12 protein-coding genes are annotated in these 13,941 nt (G+C 43.4%); 4 read left to right on the forward strand and 8 right to left on the reverse strand.

Annotated elements, in window-relative coordinates; all coding sequences use genetic code 11:
* Window positions 1-8: 8 nt before the first annotated feature.
* Together ACO6S0_RS13165 and ACO6S0_RS13170 are read right to left on the reverse strand one after the other, a co-directional pair.
* Complete coding sequence (locus tag ACO6S0_RS13165; protein ID WP_422348822.1) at window positions 9-1,385, reverse strand: Gfo/Idh/MocA family protein; 1,377 nt, start codon at window positions 1,383-1,385, stop codon at window positions 9-11.
* A gap of 13 nt (window positions 1,386-1,398) precedes the next feature.
* Window positions 1,399-2,646: a PmoA family protein gene (locus ACO6S0_RS13170; protein ID WP_422348823.1), complete on the reverse strand. Its 1,248-nt coding sequence runs from the start codon at window positions 2,644-2,646 to the stop codon at window positions 1,399-1,401.
* A gap of 352 nt (window positions 2,647-2,998) precedes the next feature.
* Between ACO6S0_RS13170 and ACO6S0_RS13175 the strand changes: the two genes are divergently transcribed.
* The 3 genes from ACO6S0_RS13175 to ACO6S0_RS13185 all read left to right on the forward strand — a co-directional run bounded on the left by ACO6S0_RS13175 (window position 2,999) and on the right by ACO6S0_RS13185 (window position 6,482).
* Window positions 2,999-3,949, forward strand: coding sequence for a ThuA domain-containing protein (locus ACO6S0_RS13175; protein ID WP_422348824.1), 951 nt, complete (start codon window positions 2,999-3,001; stop codon window positions 3,947-3,949).
* A 72-nt stretch (window positions 3,950-4,021) separates the two neighbouring features.
* Complete coding sequence (locus tag ACO6S0_RS13180) at window positions 4,022-5,041, forward strand: LacI family DNA-binding transcriptional regulator (protein WP_422348825.1); 1,020 nt, start codon at window positions 4,022-4,024, stop codon at window positions 5,039-5,041.
* 79 nt (window positions 5,042-5,120) lie between these two features.
* Window positions 5,121-6,482 (forward strand): exonuclease domain-containing protein, encoded by a 1,362-nt coding sequence (locus tag ACO6S0_RS13185; RefSeq protein ID WP_422348826.1) that lies wholly within the window; start codon window positions 5,121-5,123, stop codon window positions 6,480-6,482.
* Between the two features lie 280 nt (window positions 6,483-6,762).
* Here ACO6S0_RS13185 and ACO6S0_RS13190 read toward each other — a convergent pair whose 3' ends face one another.
* The 4 genes from ACO6S0_RS13190 to ACO6S0_RS13205 all read right to left on the reverse strand — a co-directional run bounded on the left by ACO6S0_RS13190 (window position 6,763) and on the right by ACO6S0_RS13205 (window position 11,328).
* Window positions 6,763-7,536 (reverse strand): aldose 1-epimerase, encoded by a 774-nt coding sequence (locus tag ACO6S0_RS13190; RefSeq protein WP_422348827.1) that lies wholly within the window; start codon window positions 7,534-7,536, stop codon window positions 6,763-6,765.
* Window positions 7,533-8,834 carry a M20/M25/M40 family metallo-hydrolase gene (locus tag ACO6S0_RS13195; RefSeq protein ID WP_422348828.1) on the reverse strand — a complete coding sequence of 434 codons (1,302 nt, stop codon included), beginning with the start codon at window positions 8,832-8,834 and terminating at the stop codon, window positions 7,533-7,535. The genes ACO6S0_RS13190 and ACO6S0_RS13195 overlap by 4 nt, the downstream gene beginning before the upstream one ends.
* 32 nt (window positions 8,835-8,866) lie before the next feature.
* Window positions 8,867-9,847 (reverse strand): PLP-dependent cysteine synthase family protein, encoded by a 981-nt coding sequence (locus ACO6S0_RS13200; RefSeq protein ID WP_422351829.1) that lies wholly within the window; start codon window positions 9,845-9,847, stop codon window positions 8,867-8,869.
* A 239-nt stretch (window positions 9,848-10,086) separates the two neighbouring features.
* Window positions 10,087-11,328, reverse strand: a complete 1,242-nt coding sequence (locus tag ACO6S0_RS13205; RefSeq protein ID WP_422348829.1) for an ABC transporter permease — start codon at window positions 11,326-11,328, stop codon at window positions 10,087-10,089.
* A gap of 3 nt (window positions 11,329-11,331) precedes the next feature.
* On the opposite strand from ACO6S0_RS13205, the gene ACO6S0_RS13210 reads away from it, so the two are divergent.
* On the forward strand, window positions 11,332-12,558 hold the full coding sequence (locus ACO6S0_RS13210; RefSeq protein WP_422348830.1) for an exo-beta-N-acetylmuramidase NamZ family protein: 1,227 nt from the start codon (window positions 11,332-11,334) through the stop codon (window positions 12,556-12,558).
* Here the strand turns inward: ACO6S0_RS13210 and ACO6S0_RS13215 are convergent.
* Window positions 12,555-13,385: a sterol desaturase family protein gene (locus ACO6S0_RS13215; protein ID WP_422348831.1), complete on the reverse strand. Its 831-nt coding sequence runs from the start codon at window positions 13,383-13,385 to the stop codon at window positions 12,555-12,557. The genes ACO6S0_RS13210 and ACO6S0_RS13215 overlap by 4 nt on opposite strands.
* Window positions 13,386-13,406: 21 nt before the next feature.
* Window positions 13,407-13,901 (reverse strand): YkgJ family cysteine cluster protein, encoded by a 495-nt coding sequence (locus ACO6S0_RS13220; RefSeq protein WP_422348832.1) that lies wholly within the window; start codon window positions 13,899-13,901, stop codon window positions 13,407-13,409.
* Window positions 13,902-13,941 lie beyond the last annotated feature (40 nt).

Below are 13,941 nucleotides of genomic sequence, written 5' to 3' on the forward strand. Positions count from 1 at the left end.
TAATCCTATTAGGCTTTCACATTATCTGTTCCATATGGATTCCGCTGAGACCTTCCCAACATCGCATTGGCTTCATCGTCATTGATGAATTCCTCCTTTTCATTATCCCACTCCAATTTACGCGGTAGCTGCATGGCAATATCACTGATTAAACAGACCACGCATGCCTTATGCCCAATTTCAATTGGAGAGATGGGCGCTTTTCTACTCTTGATGCACTCCAACCAGTTCCCATGCTGATCATCTATCTTGTAGAGATGGGTCTCATTTTCTCCAATTGTAGAAGTTAGGATTTTAGGGTCTGAAGCGGCCAACGCCTTATTGCTTTGCTTTTTGGACACCGGATCAGAGGCCGAGGCACTATAATTTCCTCTGGACACAAAAATCCAACCGTCCGTACCCTCGTAGCGGATACCATTGGTATAACCTCCGCTCGTGTAAACGGTAATACCGTTACTGTATTCTTGCTTCACCAGAAAATCCCCATGCACATTCCAAATCCCTGATTTCGGAAACTCGGCCAAGGCTTCCACAGAAGTTGGCCCGGATAGTTCAGTGTTCATTCCCCAAGCTGCGGAGTCGTAATGGTGTTGACCCCATCCTGTGATCATTCCGGCACCATAATTACGAATCCGCAACCAACCCGGTCTGCTGTAATCTTGTTGCGGATGAACTCCGATTTCGGTATAGGGCACCATGGGTGTGGATCCCAACCACATATCAAAGTTTAAGTTTTTTGGAATTGGCATTTCTGGGGCTTCAGGCCCAGCAGGATCTCCGGGAAGTCCTATTTTGACGGTGTGCAAATCTCCAATTCGGCCATTTCGAACCAATTCTGCCGCGATTCGGAACTGCTCCATGGCTCGCTGCTGTGTGCCAACTTGAAGAATCACCTTTTTCTTTTGGACCGCATCCCGAAGCTGTTGCCCTTCCTTAACGGTTAGTGAAGTGGGTTTTTGCAAATAGATATCCTTACCGGCCAAAGCAGCCTCCATGGCGGGTTGGGCATGCCAATGGTCTGGAGTGCTTATAACAACGGCATCTATGTCCTTGTTCAAAAGCATTTCCCGATAATCCTCATAGGTTTTGACATCTACATACTTTGCTTTCCCTGTCTTTTCTTTGTAGTAGGAATCCACAAGGATCTTGGCCTCATTCATTCGTTTTGCATCCACATCGCAAACCCCAATAAAGCGGGTCTGATCAAATCGGATAGTGTCATGGATATCATGGCTCCGCGCTATTCTTCCGCAGCCAATCTGCCCAATGTTTATTTTATTGCTTGGCGCATCCTTTCCCAGCACATGGGAGGGAACTATACTGGGGAAGCCAACCATTGCGGCTGTTCCCAAGGCCGATTTGTTAATAAATGTTCTTCTTTGCATGGTTCAGTTAATTTTAGTCGTTCACAACAATTGTCCAAGGTTGATGGGCAAATAATTGCCAATAGGACTCAGCTTCTTCCGGGCCGAGTTCACCATCAAAAACAATCATTCTATATTTCAGTTGATACTCTTTTCTTGATTCAATTTGCCAGGGTTCATAGCGGATTGGGCAAAACTCAAAAAACATGTCCCCCCTACCTCCATTGCTATATATGGGCCATACCCTCATAGGCTCTGGGTGCATTCGGTTTTCAGGATGGCTTAAAAACAAAATGCCGCTGGTTCCCTTGCCATCTGCAGACTCCCCACTGACGATACACCAGCGAGCATTTGAGCCGTCGGCGGTAAGTCGGTCATTCCCTTCCGAGGTAAGTACTTTACAATTATCCTTGTGCCATCGTTCTGTAAATCGCATACCTATTCCACCACCATATCTATAGGCCTCAAACAGCAATCCGGATTCCAATGGGGAGTTGAAAGTGGAAGTATAGTCTAGGACATATCGGTTTTTGGATTTTGAACTCCATAGTCGTAGTTCCAATTTTTCATTTAGGGCGATGCTGTTTTCCGCTTCTGCACCAAAATCCAAATGTTCCTGATACGCAACCAAGGATGCAAAAACATCTCCAGCCGCCATTGTGCCAAATTCTTTAAATAGAACGGTACCTTGTCCTTCTCCCAAATTCCAAAAATCCACCGATCTATCTTCAATTTTAGTCCTAGTCCAAGGACCCCAAATGCCATAATGGTGATAATGGTCTGGGGGCTGAATTCTTGTAAGCGTATCTCCTTTGGGAGTTATCAAGGGATGGACATAGCCCGACTTACCGTATATGGAGTCGATTCCCTTTGGCGGATATTGGGTCTTGAATTGATAACTGGTAACAGGATTTTTTCCTAGCAACAATTGTAGCTTTCCCTCTGTTTCTCGATATCCTACAGCTGTATTGACATTAGGCAATTCATCTTGAAACTCAATGTGATATGTACGAGTTTCTCTGGGATTATGGACGAACCAGAACTTTTCTTCCCCTTCCTTATCCCATTGAAAGGGAACCTTGACCAAGTTCCCATCGCCTTCCTTTAGCAGGACCATTTCCTGCTTTGACCCAATAGGGCCCAAATCCAATTGGTCCAAGTTCACCGAAATGGGCAATTCTTGTTGTAAAGAGCCATCCAACTTGACTTCAAAACTGTTTACATTCTTGGTAATACAAGAGCATAACATTGTAAAAACAAAAAAGAGAAATACAGGTTTCATGAGGTCTAGGTTGGATGGCTTAATTTAACTAAAAACTAACTCAATTTATTAGCAACATTATCTCCGTTGGAAGCTTACCATAAACAATCAAAATTGTTCCAATTCCAAACCAAACCTTTTTTGGAAAAACGAATCTTAACGGGTATAGCGTGGTAAAACTACTTATTTACTTAAAATTACGCAACCGATTGCATTAAATTTTTAATGAAAAAGCTGAACACGACCCTTACTTTTGTAATAAAATTGATTAAAATTGGTATTTTTGGAAGAAAAATTATACATGGAATGTTGAAATCAATCAATTTGTTGCGTAAATTGCATCAATAGATTTTACGAACCATAAAAACCTAGGATGAAGAAAACGTTTGTTCTATTTACTCTCCTTTTGGTCGCCCAGATCAAGGCGCAAGAAGCAGAACCCTTTGTACTGACAGAAGATTGGCTGTCCAAAATCGAATCTCTGGCTCCGGCCTCATCTGGCACCCAAGATTCAGAGGTTAAGAACTTGCTCATATTTTCCCTGCACACTGGCTTTGAACATTGGACCATTCCCCATACGGAAGCGGCGGTCAAAATAATAGCTGAAAAATCCGGAAAGTTTAAGGTATTCACCAGCAAGGACATTTCGGTATTTAAGAAAAGTAACCTAAAAAAATACGATGCCATTGTCTTGAACAATAATTGTTCTATTGGACCCAAACGGGACCTTTTCTGGGATGCACTTGAAAAAGATAGTTCCTTGAGCGAAAAAGCCAGGAACAAAAGAGCAAAACAACTGGAAACCAACCTGCTTAATTATGTAAAGAAAGGGCATGGTCTTATGGTTGTCCATGGTGGTATTGTGATGCAGAACAACTCAAAAGCTGTGAGTGAAATGGTGGGTGGCAGTTTTGATTATCATCCCAAACAACAGGCCATACACATCAAATTGGTGGATGACGCGCACCCCATGGTCCGATGTTTTGACCCATCTGGGTTTAAACATATAGACGAACCCTATTTTTTTAAAAACGCCTATTTCGATTATAATTTTAGACCGCTATTGTATCTGGAAGCCAACAAACTTGATGGGCTTAGGAAAGAAGTTCCAGACAACATCAAATATGTTTCTTGGATCAAAAAATATGGCAAGGGAAGGGTATTTTATTCCTCCCCATCGCATAATGCACAAAGTTTGGAAAATCCAGATTTGCTTCAATATTATTTAAATGGGTTGCACTACATCACCGGAAGTCTGGACTGTGATGATTCTCCCATTGGACGGAACCACATTGGGTCAAACACGGTCAAAAGCTCCCGCTAAACCAAAGGTTATAGCAACGACGCTTTAGTTTATTAAGTAATATTGTCAGCGGTTAGAGCTACACTATTTACCATGGGTAAAAAAATAACGATTTATGATCTAGCGGAACAGCTTCACGTTTCTCCGGCCACGGTTAGCCGATCCTTGAACAACCATCCGTCCATTAGCATGGAAACCAAGACCAAAGTGGTGAGAGCTGCGCAAGAAGCTGGATACAAGGTGAACAAATTTGCGGCCAATCTCAGTACGCAAAAATCCAATACCATTGGGGTAATCGTTCCAAAGCTCAATTCCGCTTTCATGTCCACCATCCTTGCCGGGGTGGAAAAAATTGCAAATGAAGCAGGGTACAATCTTGTGATCAGTCAATCCCTGGAATCCATGGAGAAGGAAAAAATGAATGCCCATGCGCTATTTCAGAGCGGGGTGGATGCGCTCATTGTTTCCTTGGCTTACGATACCTCAACCTATGATCACTTTAGCAATTTTACCAAAGTTGGGATTCCGGTACTCTTTGTAGATCGGGTATATCCCATGGAAAATTGCTCCACCATTGTAATTGACAACCAACAAGCGGGTTATGACGCTACGGAACACCTTATACAACAAGGGTGCAAAAATCTCTTGCATGTTTCTGGGCATCTCAATCGGAGCATTTATGCCGAACGACTTCAGGGGTTTAAAAATGCCATGGCGCAACATCAAATGGAATTTACGGATGCCAGTGTGCTGGAGAGCGACCTTGACCCCAGCAAGGTAGATGAACTCATCAACCACCTGCAACATGTGAATAGAGTCATTGACGGGATTTTTGTTTCCAACGATAGATTCGCTGCCACCTGTATTAAGGAACTTCAAAAACTACACTATAAAATCCCAGAAGATATCAAGGTAATCGGTTTCAATAACGATTCCATCTGCGAGTTAATGACCCCTACCCTAAGCACTATAGATTATCCCGGATACCAAATGGGTGTTTTGGCGGCCCAAGGGGTGATCAGCCATTTAAACGGAAATATTGATTTGCTTCCTGCCAATTCCATTAGCCTTAGACACAGGTTGGTGGTTAGGGAGTCCACCTCCAATAATTAATTATAACTTCTTACCTGTTCCGTTTATTTGCCATCTTTTTCCATAATTCCTAACTTCAATGCCCATTTGTTTATAGGTATTGTACACCATCATCGACATAGAGACCACGGGAAACGGCATTAAGGGTAACAAGATTACCGAGATTGCCATTTTTAAGTTTGATGGCGTTGAAATCCTTGAAGAATACTCCACCCTGGTAAATCCGCAAAGCCCCATCCCAAGTTTTATAACGGGGCTTACAGGGATTGATGACCAGATGGTACAAGATGCCCCAATTTTTTCCGAGATAGCGGAGCGCGTACAACAAATGACCAAGGATTGCATTTTTGTGGCCCATGCTGTTAATTTTGATTATGGGGTGATCAAGGAAGAATTTAGGCAGTTGGGGGTTGACTTTGTTCGAAAAAAACTCTGCACGGTACGGCTCTCCCGAAAATTGATTCCCGGGCTGCAGTCCTATAGCTTGGGGAAACTGTGCTCGGCGGTTCAGATTCCGTTGATCGATCGGCACCGCGCCCGAGGGGATGCGCACGCCACTACCCTGTTGTTCCATAAATTGGTTCATCTTCCAGGCGCTGAGGGAACCATCCAAAAGTTTTTAAATGCCCGAAGCCAAGAGGCCACCCTTCCACCACATTTGCCCAAATCCATTTTTGATGGTATCCCACAAAAACCAGGGATTTACTATTTCAAAAACCAAAAGGGGGAAATCATTTATGTGGGCAAGGCCATCAACCTAAAAAAAAGGGTCTTGGGCCACTTTTATGACAAAAGCACCAAGGAAACCCGAATGTGCAGCGAAACGGCTTCCATAGATTTCAAACTATCGGGCAGTGAACTTGTGGCCTTACTTATGGAATCTGCGGAAATCAAGCGCCTTTTCCCTCCTTACAACAGTGCCCAAAAACGGATTGGCAAACAATACGCTCTGTTTGCCTATGAAGACCGCAAAGGCATTGTTCATTTGGCCTATAATACCCTTAAGGGTGCACCCAACCCCATCAAGGTTTTTTACAACCAAACGGATTGCCGGGCTTTTCTGGAGCAATTGTGCAAAACCTTTGCGCTTTGCCCAAAATACTGCCATCTGCAACAAACCAATACCGCTTGCTCCCACCATGAAATTACCACTTGTGAAGGCATTTGCGCTGGTGAGGAAAGCATATCTGATTACAACCAAAAAGTGGAGCATGCCATTTCCAGTGTAAAATTGGCCCAAAACGAGGTACGCATTATCAAGGAAAAAGGAAGGGAGCCCAATGAAAATGCCGTGGTATTGATTTCGGAAGGAGTTTACAAGGGTTACGGGTTCATTGACCACCAAGTGGAAATTACCTCTATGGAGGACATTGAGGCCTTCATCATTCCGCAAAAAAACACTGTGGAGACCCAACGAATCGTAGAATCGTTACTACCGCGCTTGGAATCTTATGTGATCTAAATCCAGGGTTATTTGTTTATCCTCCGATACATTTTAATCATGAAAGCAATCCAAACCACCAAAATAACAGCAGCAAATACAATATAGGGCAAGAGGATATCCATAAACAAAGTAAAATTTGATGTTGCCCCAATACTGGAATTCCTAAAGCGGAATTCTTATTTTTTCAAAAGGAAAGCAATGTGCCAAGCAATTACGTTTCCGATATCAGTCTAAATTAGTAAGAAAAGGAATACGTTTGACACCGAAACTGTCAGGAAACCCTGCAATTCGTCGAAAATTAGACCGAAAGCACCACCTTGAACACGGCCTCTTCCCCTTTCAGGTGTTGAAATCCCAGGTGCAGCTGATCTTGTGACACGGTATATGGGTAAAATGAAATGGGCTCAATGCAGATCATGTTCCGAACCTCCGTCCAGTACATAAAATGTCCAAAACCTTCGGTTGAAATAGTAATATCCCTTTTATCACGAAGCAGGATTGAGGTGGTGTCTTTCACCTGAAAGGCACGGTTGCCCACTTCCAAGACATCATCCAATTGGATTTTGTCCTGTCCCGCAATGATCAACGGCCTTTCAGTGTGCAATTTGAATGCCGGATGATACCCAAGCATAAAGGGCATGTTTTCCTCCCCGGAAATCTTAAAGCTGATTTCCAATTGATTGTCCTTTAAGCGGAAGGTCTTTTCAAATCGGAAATCGTAGGGCCAAACCAACCATTCTTCGGAAGACTTTTGGGGAAATTTCGAGTTTTTTACCGGTGTACCCGCTTTATATTTCTTAACAAAAGATGCGGTCGCCTCGGTATTAGATTCCAAAACATAGTCCAATTCACGAAGCAATCCATGCTGATCTTGAACGGCATTTCCTTTGGGCACCTTTACCCTAAAATCTGCCTGATTTACCGGGCCGATAATCGGGAACATTTCCGTATCCGAACTTCGCCAACCGGGACTCCCTTTTTGGTGGATGAACTGATGCCCTTGGTTTTTAAAACCCACAAGTTCTCCCGCTTCAATGGTAACGGTGGTATTGCCCTGCTGTAATGTTATCATTTCTCGGAATTGATTAGTCGATAAATCAAAATGGCGGTTCGCTTGGTCAATGCTTCTATGGTGTTCAAATTTACAGTCTCTTGCGGCGTATGCGCTCCGGTTCCCATGGTACCCAATCCGTCCAGACAATCCACATATGCTGCTACAAATGATACGTCAGCAGCCCCTCTTTTTCCGGGATCATAAGCCAAAACTTCTCCTTGGCCCAAATCCAAACTCACCTGATTCAAAATTCCGAGCAGGGCAAGGTTTCCTTCTGTAGGCCCCATAGCCGGATAGCTATCCGTAAATGAAATAGAGGCAGAAGTCATTGGAAGGTTATTGCCCGCTATTTCCCGCATTTTGTTCCGAGCTCGTTCTTTCTGCTCTTCGGAAATAAAGCGAAGCCCACCTTTGGCAAGGGCCTTTTGGGCCACCACATTACTTTTTCCAAAGACATCTCCTTTGCTGGTCGAGGCATCAAAATTAACAAAGGTCCCGCCCAAGACCGTTCCGGGATTGAAGGTCAATAAGTCCTCTCCCTTCACATCCGTATAAAATTGATGTAGGATTCTGGACATTTCAAAAATGGCTCCTGCCCCAGTGCGCTCACTGAAAATTCCTGAAGAATGCGCTCGTTTTCCTTCTACCTCCACCGCCCAGCCCGATGCTCCCCTTCGGGCCACGGTGGCATAATTGAAGCCCGTTGAAGTTTCAAAACCCAGGGCAATGTCGCTGCGCTTTGCCGCTTCCACCAAATCCTTTCTGCTTATGGACAACGGTTTTCCCGTACTCTCCTCATCTCCTGTAAAGGCCACAATGATCTGTGCATCACCCAGAAGACCGTTCTCATGCAAAGCCTTAAGTGCGTACAAAACAATAACGTCTCCACCTTTCATGTCGTTTCCACCTGGTGCATGTGCAATACTGTCATTGACCATTTTAAATTTTTGAAATGGACTGTCTTCCTCAAAAACAGTGTCCAAATGGCCGATCAACAAAAGCTTTTTACCCTTATTTCCGCTAGTTTCTGCAAAAAGGTGCCCTGCCCTACCCATTTCCGGTGGCATTTCAATCCAACGGGAATCAAAATTGATGCTTTCAAAGGCATCTTTAAAGACCATTCCCACTTCCTTTACTCCTTTGGCATTTAGGGTGCCGCTATTGATGTTCACCACTTGCTCCAAAAAAGCAATGGCATCGGCATTATTTTGAGTAATGGTTTTTACAATTTTTTTCTCGGTACGAGATAGTTTTTGGGCAGTAAGTGTTCCTGCCATAAACAGGCTTAATACACTAATTAGGATTTTGAAATGCATGGATTTTGGCTTTGGGTTGAATTTATTAAATTTTAGTCAATAAATCCTTTTTCCCGCATCCAGTCGTCATTGAACATCTTGCCTACATATCGGCTTCCATGGTCATGAAACAAAACCACCACTACATCGTCCTTAGTAAAGTGCTCCTTTAATTGTAGCACTCCTTTTATGGCAGCGCCGGCTGAATTCCCGAGAAACATCCCTTCTTCCTTGGCCAAACGTTGTGTAAACACCGCCGCATCCTTATCGGTTACTTTGGTAAAACCATCTATGATATCAAAGTTGACATTTTTGGGTAGAATATCTTCTCCTATTCCTTCTGTGATATAGGGGTAGATCTCGTTCTCATCGAAAATTCCTGTCTCGTGATATTTTTTGAAAACAGAACCATAGGTATCGACTCCCCATACCTTTACCTTGGGATTTTGTTCTTTGAGATAACCTCCTACTCCGGAAACGGTTCCCCCAGTACCAACTCCCACTACAAAATGGGTGACTTTTCCTTTGGTTTGCTCCCAAATTTCAGGGCCGGTGCTCAAATAATGGGCTTTGGTATTGCTCGGATTGTCATATTGATTGACATACCAAGAGTTGGGAATTTCAGTGGATAATCGCCTTGCTGTTGAGTAGTAACTTTGGGGATCATCAGGTGCCACATCCGTAGGACAGACATAAACCTCACTCCCCATAGCCTTTAAAATATCTACCTTTTCCTTGGATTGTTTATCGCTTATCACACAGATCATTCGGTACCCCTTGACCACCGCCGCCAAGGCCAATCCCATTCCCGTATTGCCCGAAGTCCCTTCAATGATGGTCCCTCCAGGTTTTAGCAGGCCTTGTTTCTCCGCATCCTCGACCATTTGCAGAGCCATGCGATCCTTAACAGAATTACCTGGGTTAAAAGTTTCATATTTTGCCAGTACCAAACACGGTAGTTCTGCCGTGAGCTTGTTGAGTTTTACCAAAGGGGTATTCCCAATAGTCTCCAATATATTGTTTGCATATTCCATAGTCAGTGCAAAGATAGCCATAAGGTTGTCGGAGTTCTGTACTGAAACTAAATTTTGAGTCCTGTAAATTGGATTGTTTGGTGCTTGACGTTTGGTGTTTGGTGCTTGGTGCTTGGTGTTTGGTGTTTGGTGTTTGGTGTTTGGTGTTTGGTGTTTGGTGTTTGGTGTTTGGTAATAAATGAACTTGTTATTTGGACTACAACCTTATTCCTTCCACCTTTAACACTAAACTTTCCCTTTTATTCAAACTTAATGGCTTTGACCGGACTTATTTTGGTGATGATATAGGATGGAACCAGTAGCATAAGCAAACACAACAACATGACACCTAGATTCAGGAGAATTACCGAGGGGACATCGATATGAACCGGTATGTATTCAATATAGTATTCCTCCGGATTTGGGAATTTAAACCACCGGTATTTGTCTTGAAGATAAAGTAAACCCAGCCCAAGTCCGTTGCCCCACAGCAACCCTATGCCAATCAAGTAAGCGGCATTGTACAAAAACACCTTGCGAATGCTCCAATTTTCAGAGCCCAAAGCTTTTAGCACCCCAATCATTTGGGTACGTTCCAAAATCAATACCAGTAGTGCCGTGATCATGTTGATTCCCCCTACAATGATCATAATCCCAATAATGAGTGCTATGTTAAAATCGAAAAGGCCGATCCACTCAAAAATTCTGAAATATTTGGATTTGATGTTGATGGCATCCAAATTGGATGGGGTTTTGCCATAAATTTCATTGCTTTTTTCCTCCAAATGGTCAAAATCGTCCAAAAAGACCTCAAAGTTCCCAATTTCATTCTCGGTCCATTTGTTCATTCGCTGGATGTGACGGATATCCACAAAAACGTAGGTGGCGTCAAACTCTTCAAATCCACTGTCATAAATTCCAACAATCTCAAAACGTCTGTTGTTGGGAACCCTGGAAGCATCACCATCCTTAAGAAAAAAAGAGAAAAAAGTGTCCCCCAATTTCATTTGGAGACGGTTGGCCATAAGCCTTGAAATCAATACCTCATCATTCAACCTTCCTTTATAATCCGGAATCCGACCCTCTATAAGGTATTCCTCAAAAACTTTCCAATCATAATCCGTGCCCACCCCTTTGGCCAACATCCCCTCAAAGGTTTCCTCGGTGCGGATAATTCCACCTTTGGTGGCAACAGCCTGAATGTGCCGTACACCATCCACATCGTCAAACTTGGGGTAAAAATCCTGTTCCAGGGAAACTGGAATCACGGAAACTTCGGAGGTATTGTTATCGTAGTTGGAAATTTGGATGTGTCCATTAAAAACGGATACCTTTTCACGAATCTTGTGCTTAAGGCCAACACCAGTGGCAATTGCTATAAGCATCATCACAATACCAATGGCAATGGCTGCAATAGCAATTTTTATTATAGGAGCGGAAATGCTAATTTTATGCTCCTTCCCTGTTATCAGGCGTTTGGCAATAAACAATTCTAAATTCAACGAATGCCCATTTTATCTCCTTTCAAAAGTACAGTTTTATTGTTGGTTTTGCTGCTTTCTTCCTGCAAAGGACAGGAAGGCAAAAAAGCCGCTGCATCAGAAAATGAACAACAGGCCCTAGTTCCGAAAATTACGGTTGCCGCCAATAGAACCCAGAACTACCTTCCGCTGCTCCAAGATAAAAGAGTGGCCGTGGTGGCCAATCAGACCAGCGTTATTTTTCAAGCGGATGGCTATACCCATCTGGTGGATTCCTTGCTATCCAGACAAGTGGACATTAAGACTGTCTTTGCCCCAGAACACGGTTTTAGGGGTAAGGCAGATGCAGGAGAACTGGTGAAGGATGGGGTGGATACCAAAACCAACCTGCCCATTGTTTCGCTTTATGGAAAAAACAGAAAGCCATCCCAGGAACAGTTATCGGATGTGGACGTTGTCCTATTTGACATCCAGGATGTTGGGGTTAGGTTCTATACGTACATTGCCACGCTGCAGCTGGTTATGGAAGCTTGTGCAGAAGCAGGCGTGCCCGTCATTGTATTGGATCGCCCCAATCCCAATGGACATTATGTTGATGGCCCAACCATGCTAAAGGAGCATACCGGTTTTCTGGGAATGACCCAGATACCCCTGGTCTATGGTTTGACGATTGGGGAATATGCCAAAATGATCAATGAAGAAAAATGGCTGGAAGGTGACAGCAAAGCGGATTTGACCATAGTTCCTTTGGAAAATTACACCCATGACTCTGACTATCATTTGCCCATACGCCCCTCACCCAACCTTCCCAATGACACTTCTATAACGCTTTATCCCAGTTTGGGACTTTTTGAAGGTACCCATGTTAATGCAGGTAGGGGGACCGAATTTCAGTTTCAGCGCTACGGTGCTTCATTTTTGGATAGTACGCAATACAACTTCAACTATATTCCACAACCCAATTTTGGATCCAAACATCCCAAAGAAGAAGGCAAAAAGTGCTTCGGCAAGGATTTGGCAAAATCCAAAAGGATGAATGCTGTTTCCTTGGAATGGGTTCTGGACGCCTACAAAAATTGTCAGGACAAGTCCAAATTCTTCAGGACCAATTCCTTTACCAAGCATTCTGGCACCCCATTACTTCAACAGCAAATTGAAGCTGGATTGTCAGAGGCTGAAATCAAAGCCACCTGGTCAGCTGACCTGGAACGCTTCAAGAAAATACGGGAGAAATACTTGATGTACGACTAGTTTTCCGTAGTTGGTCTTCGGTACTTATGGAAAGGCTGCTTTAGCAGGCCCATAATGCTACTGTTTTCCTTTTCATCGGGAAAGGTGTCCACTCCGTACACAATCTTTTCGGTATCCAAATACATATACGTTCCAAAAAGCCTATCCCAAATGGCAAAGATGTTGCCATAATTGGAATCGGTATAGGGTAATTTGTAGTGATGGTGCACCTTGTGCATATCCGGGCTTACAATGACCCAACTAATGGCTTTGTCCAATTTCTTGGGCAATTGAATGTTGGCATGGTTGAATTGGGATAGCACAACCGACAAACTTTGATAAAGCATAATGATGCCAATAGGCGCGCCCACCAGAAAAATCCCCAACAAGGTAAAGGAGTAGCGAATCAAGCTTTCCAAAGGATGATGTCTGTTTGCCGTGGTGGTATCCACATTATGATCGGAATGGTGTACCAAATGCACCATCCATAAAGGTTTAACCTTGTGCTCCACCAAATGGGCGGTATAGGCCCCAATCAAGTCCAAAAACAGCACACCAAGGATTACATAAAGCCATAACGGCATCTCTGGCAACCAATTGATGATACCGAAGTCGTTGGCAACCGCCCAATCCGAAGTCATCAGAAAAAGGAAGGCCAAAGGAAAATTCACCAAAATCGTGGTTAACGTAAAAAAGAAATTGGGCACAGAATGCCTCCATTTTTTATACGGAATGTTAAATAGGGGAACTATTCCCTCCAGAATCCAAAAAAAGGTGATGCCCCCAACCAAAATAAGACTTCGGTGAAGTGCAGGAATGTTTTCAAAATAGGTAATGGTCTGCTCCATACTTTCAAATATAAAAAATAGCTAGAGCTTTATTTTTTTCTTCATTTCTTCCACAATATTGAAAGCCGCCGGGCAAATGGCCACATTCTTCAAGGTAAGATGGCCAATTTGGTGAAATTTTTTTCGATCCGTATGTGGAAACTCCCTGCACGCTTTGGGTCGTACATCATAAATGGAACAGTAATTATCCACATCCAAAAAAGTACAAGGCACCTGCTGCAGAACATAATCGTTCTCTTCATCCACCCGTAGATATTCTGATATAAACTGGGAAGGCTTAAGCCTGAAATGTTTGGCAATACGCCCAATATCCGCATTGGTAAACAAGGGCCCGGTTGTTTTACAGCAGTTGGCACAATCCAGACAATCCGTTCGTTGAAATTCCTCCTCATGCAGTTCCAACATGAGGTAGTCCAAGTTTTTGGGAGGTCTCTTTTTGAGTTTTGAAAAAAACTTTTTGTTGGCACTATGTTTTTCCTGGGCCTTTTTGGGCAGCCCATCCAGTTCTTCTTGCATACCACAAACTTAGAAAACCCAATCCATTAAACCTTTGTTT

It is taken from the genome of Flagellimonas sp., assembly GCF_965233845.1.
In the GTDB taxonomy this organism is placed as follows: Bacteria; Bacteroidota; Bacteroidia; order Flavobacteriales; family Flavobacteriaceae; genus Flagellimonas.

What these genes read in the sequence shown, in the direction of transcription:
- ACO6S0_RS13165 (WP_422348822.1), bottom strand. Translation starts at nt 1,385, where the DNA reads ATGCAAAGAAGAACATTTATTAACAAATCGGCCTTGGGAACAGCCGCA.
- ACO6S0_RS13170 (WP_422348823.1), bottom strand. Translation starts at nt 2,646, where the DNA reads ATGAAACCTGTATTTCTCTTTTTTGTTTTTACAATGTTATGCTCTTGT.
- ACO6S0_RS13175 (WP_422348824.1), top strand. Translation starts at nt 2,999, where the DNA reads ATGAAGAAAACGTTTGTTCTATTTACTCTCCTTTTGGTCGCCCAGATC.
- ACO6S0_RS13180 (WP_422348825.1), top strand. Translation starts at nt 4,022, where the DNA reads ATGGGTAAAAAAATAACGATTTATGATCTAGCGGAACAGCTTCACGTT.
- ACO6S0_RS13190 (WP_422348827.1), bottom strand. Translation starts at nt 7,536, where the DNA reads ATGATAACATTACAGCAGGGCAATACCACCGTTACCATTGAAGCGGGA.
- ACO6S0_RS13195 (WP_422348828.1), bottom strand. Translation starts at nt 8,834, where the DNA reads ATGCATTTCAAAATCCTAATTAGTGTATTAAGCCTGTTTATGGCAGGA.
- ACO6S0_RS13200 (WP_422351829.1), bottom strand. Translation starts at nt 9,847, where the DNA reads ATGGAATATGCAAACAATATATTGGAGACTATTGGGAATACCCCTTTG.
- ACO6S0_RS13210 (WP_422348830.1), top strand. Translation starts at nt 11,332, where the DNA reads ATGCCCATTTTATCTCCTTTCAAAAGTACAGTTTTATTGTTGGTTTTG.
- ACO6S0_RS13215 (WP_422348831.1), bottom strand. Translation starts at nt 13,385, where the DNA reads ATGGAGCAGACCATTACCTATTTTGAAAACATTCCTGCACTTCACCGA.
- ACO6S0_RS13220 (WP_422348832.1), bottom strand. Translation starts at nt 13,901, where the DNA reads ATGCAAGAAGAACTGGATGGGCTGCCCAAAAAGGCCCAGGAAAAACAT.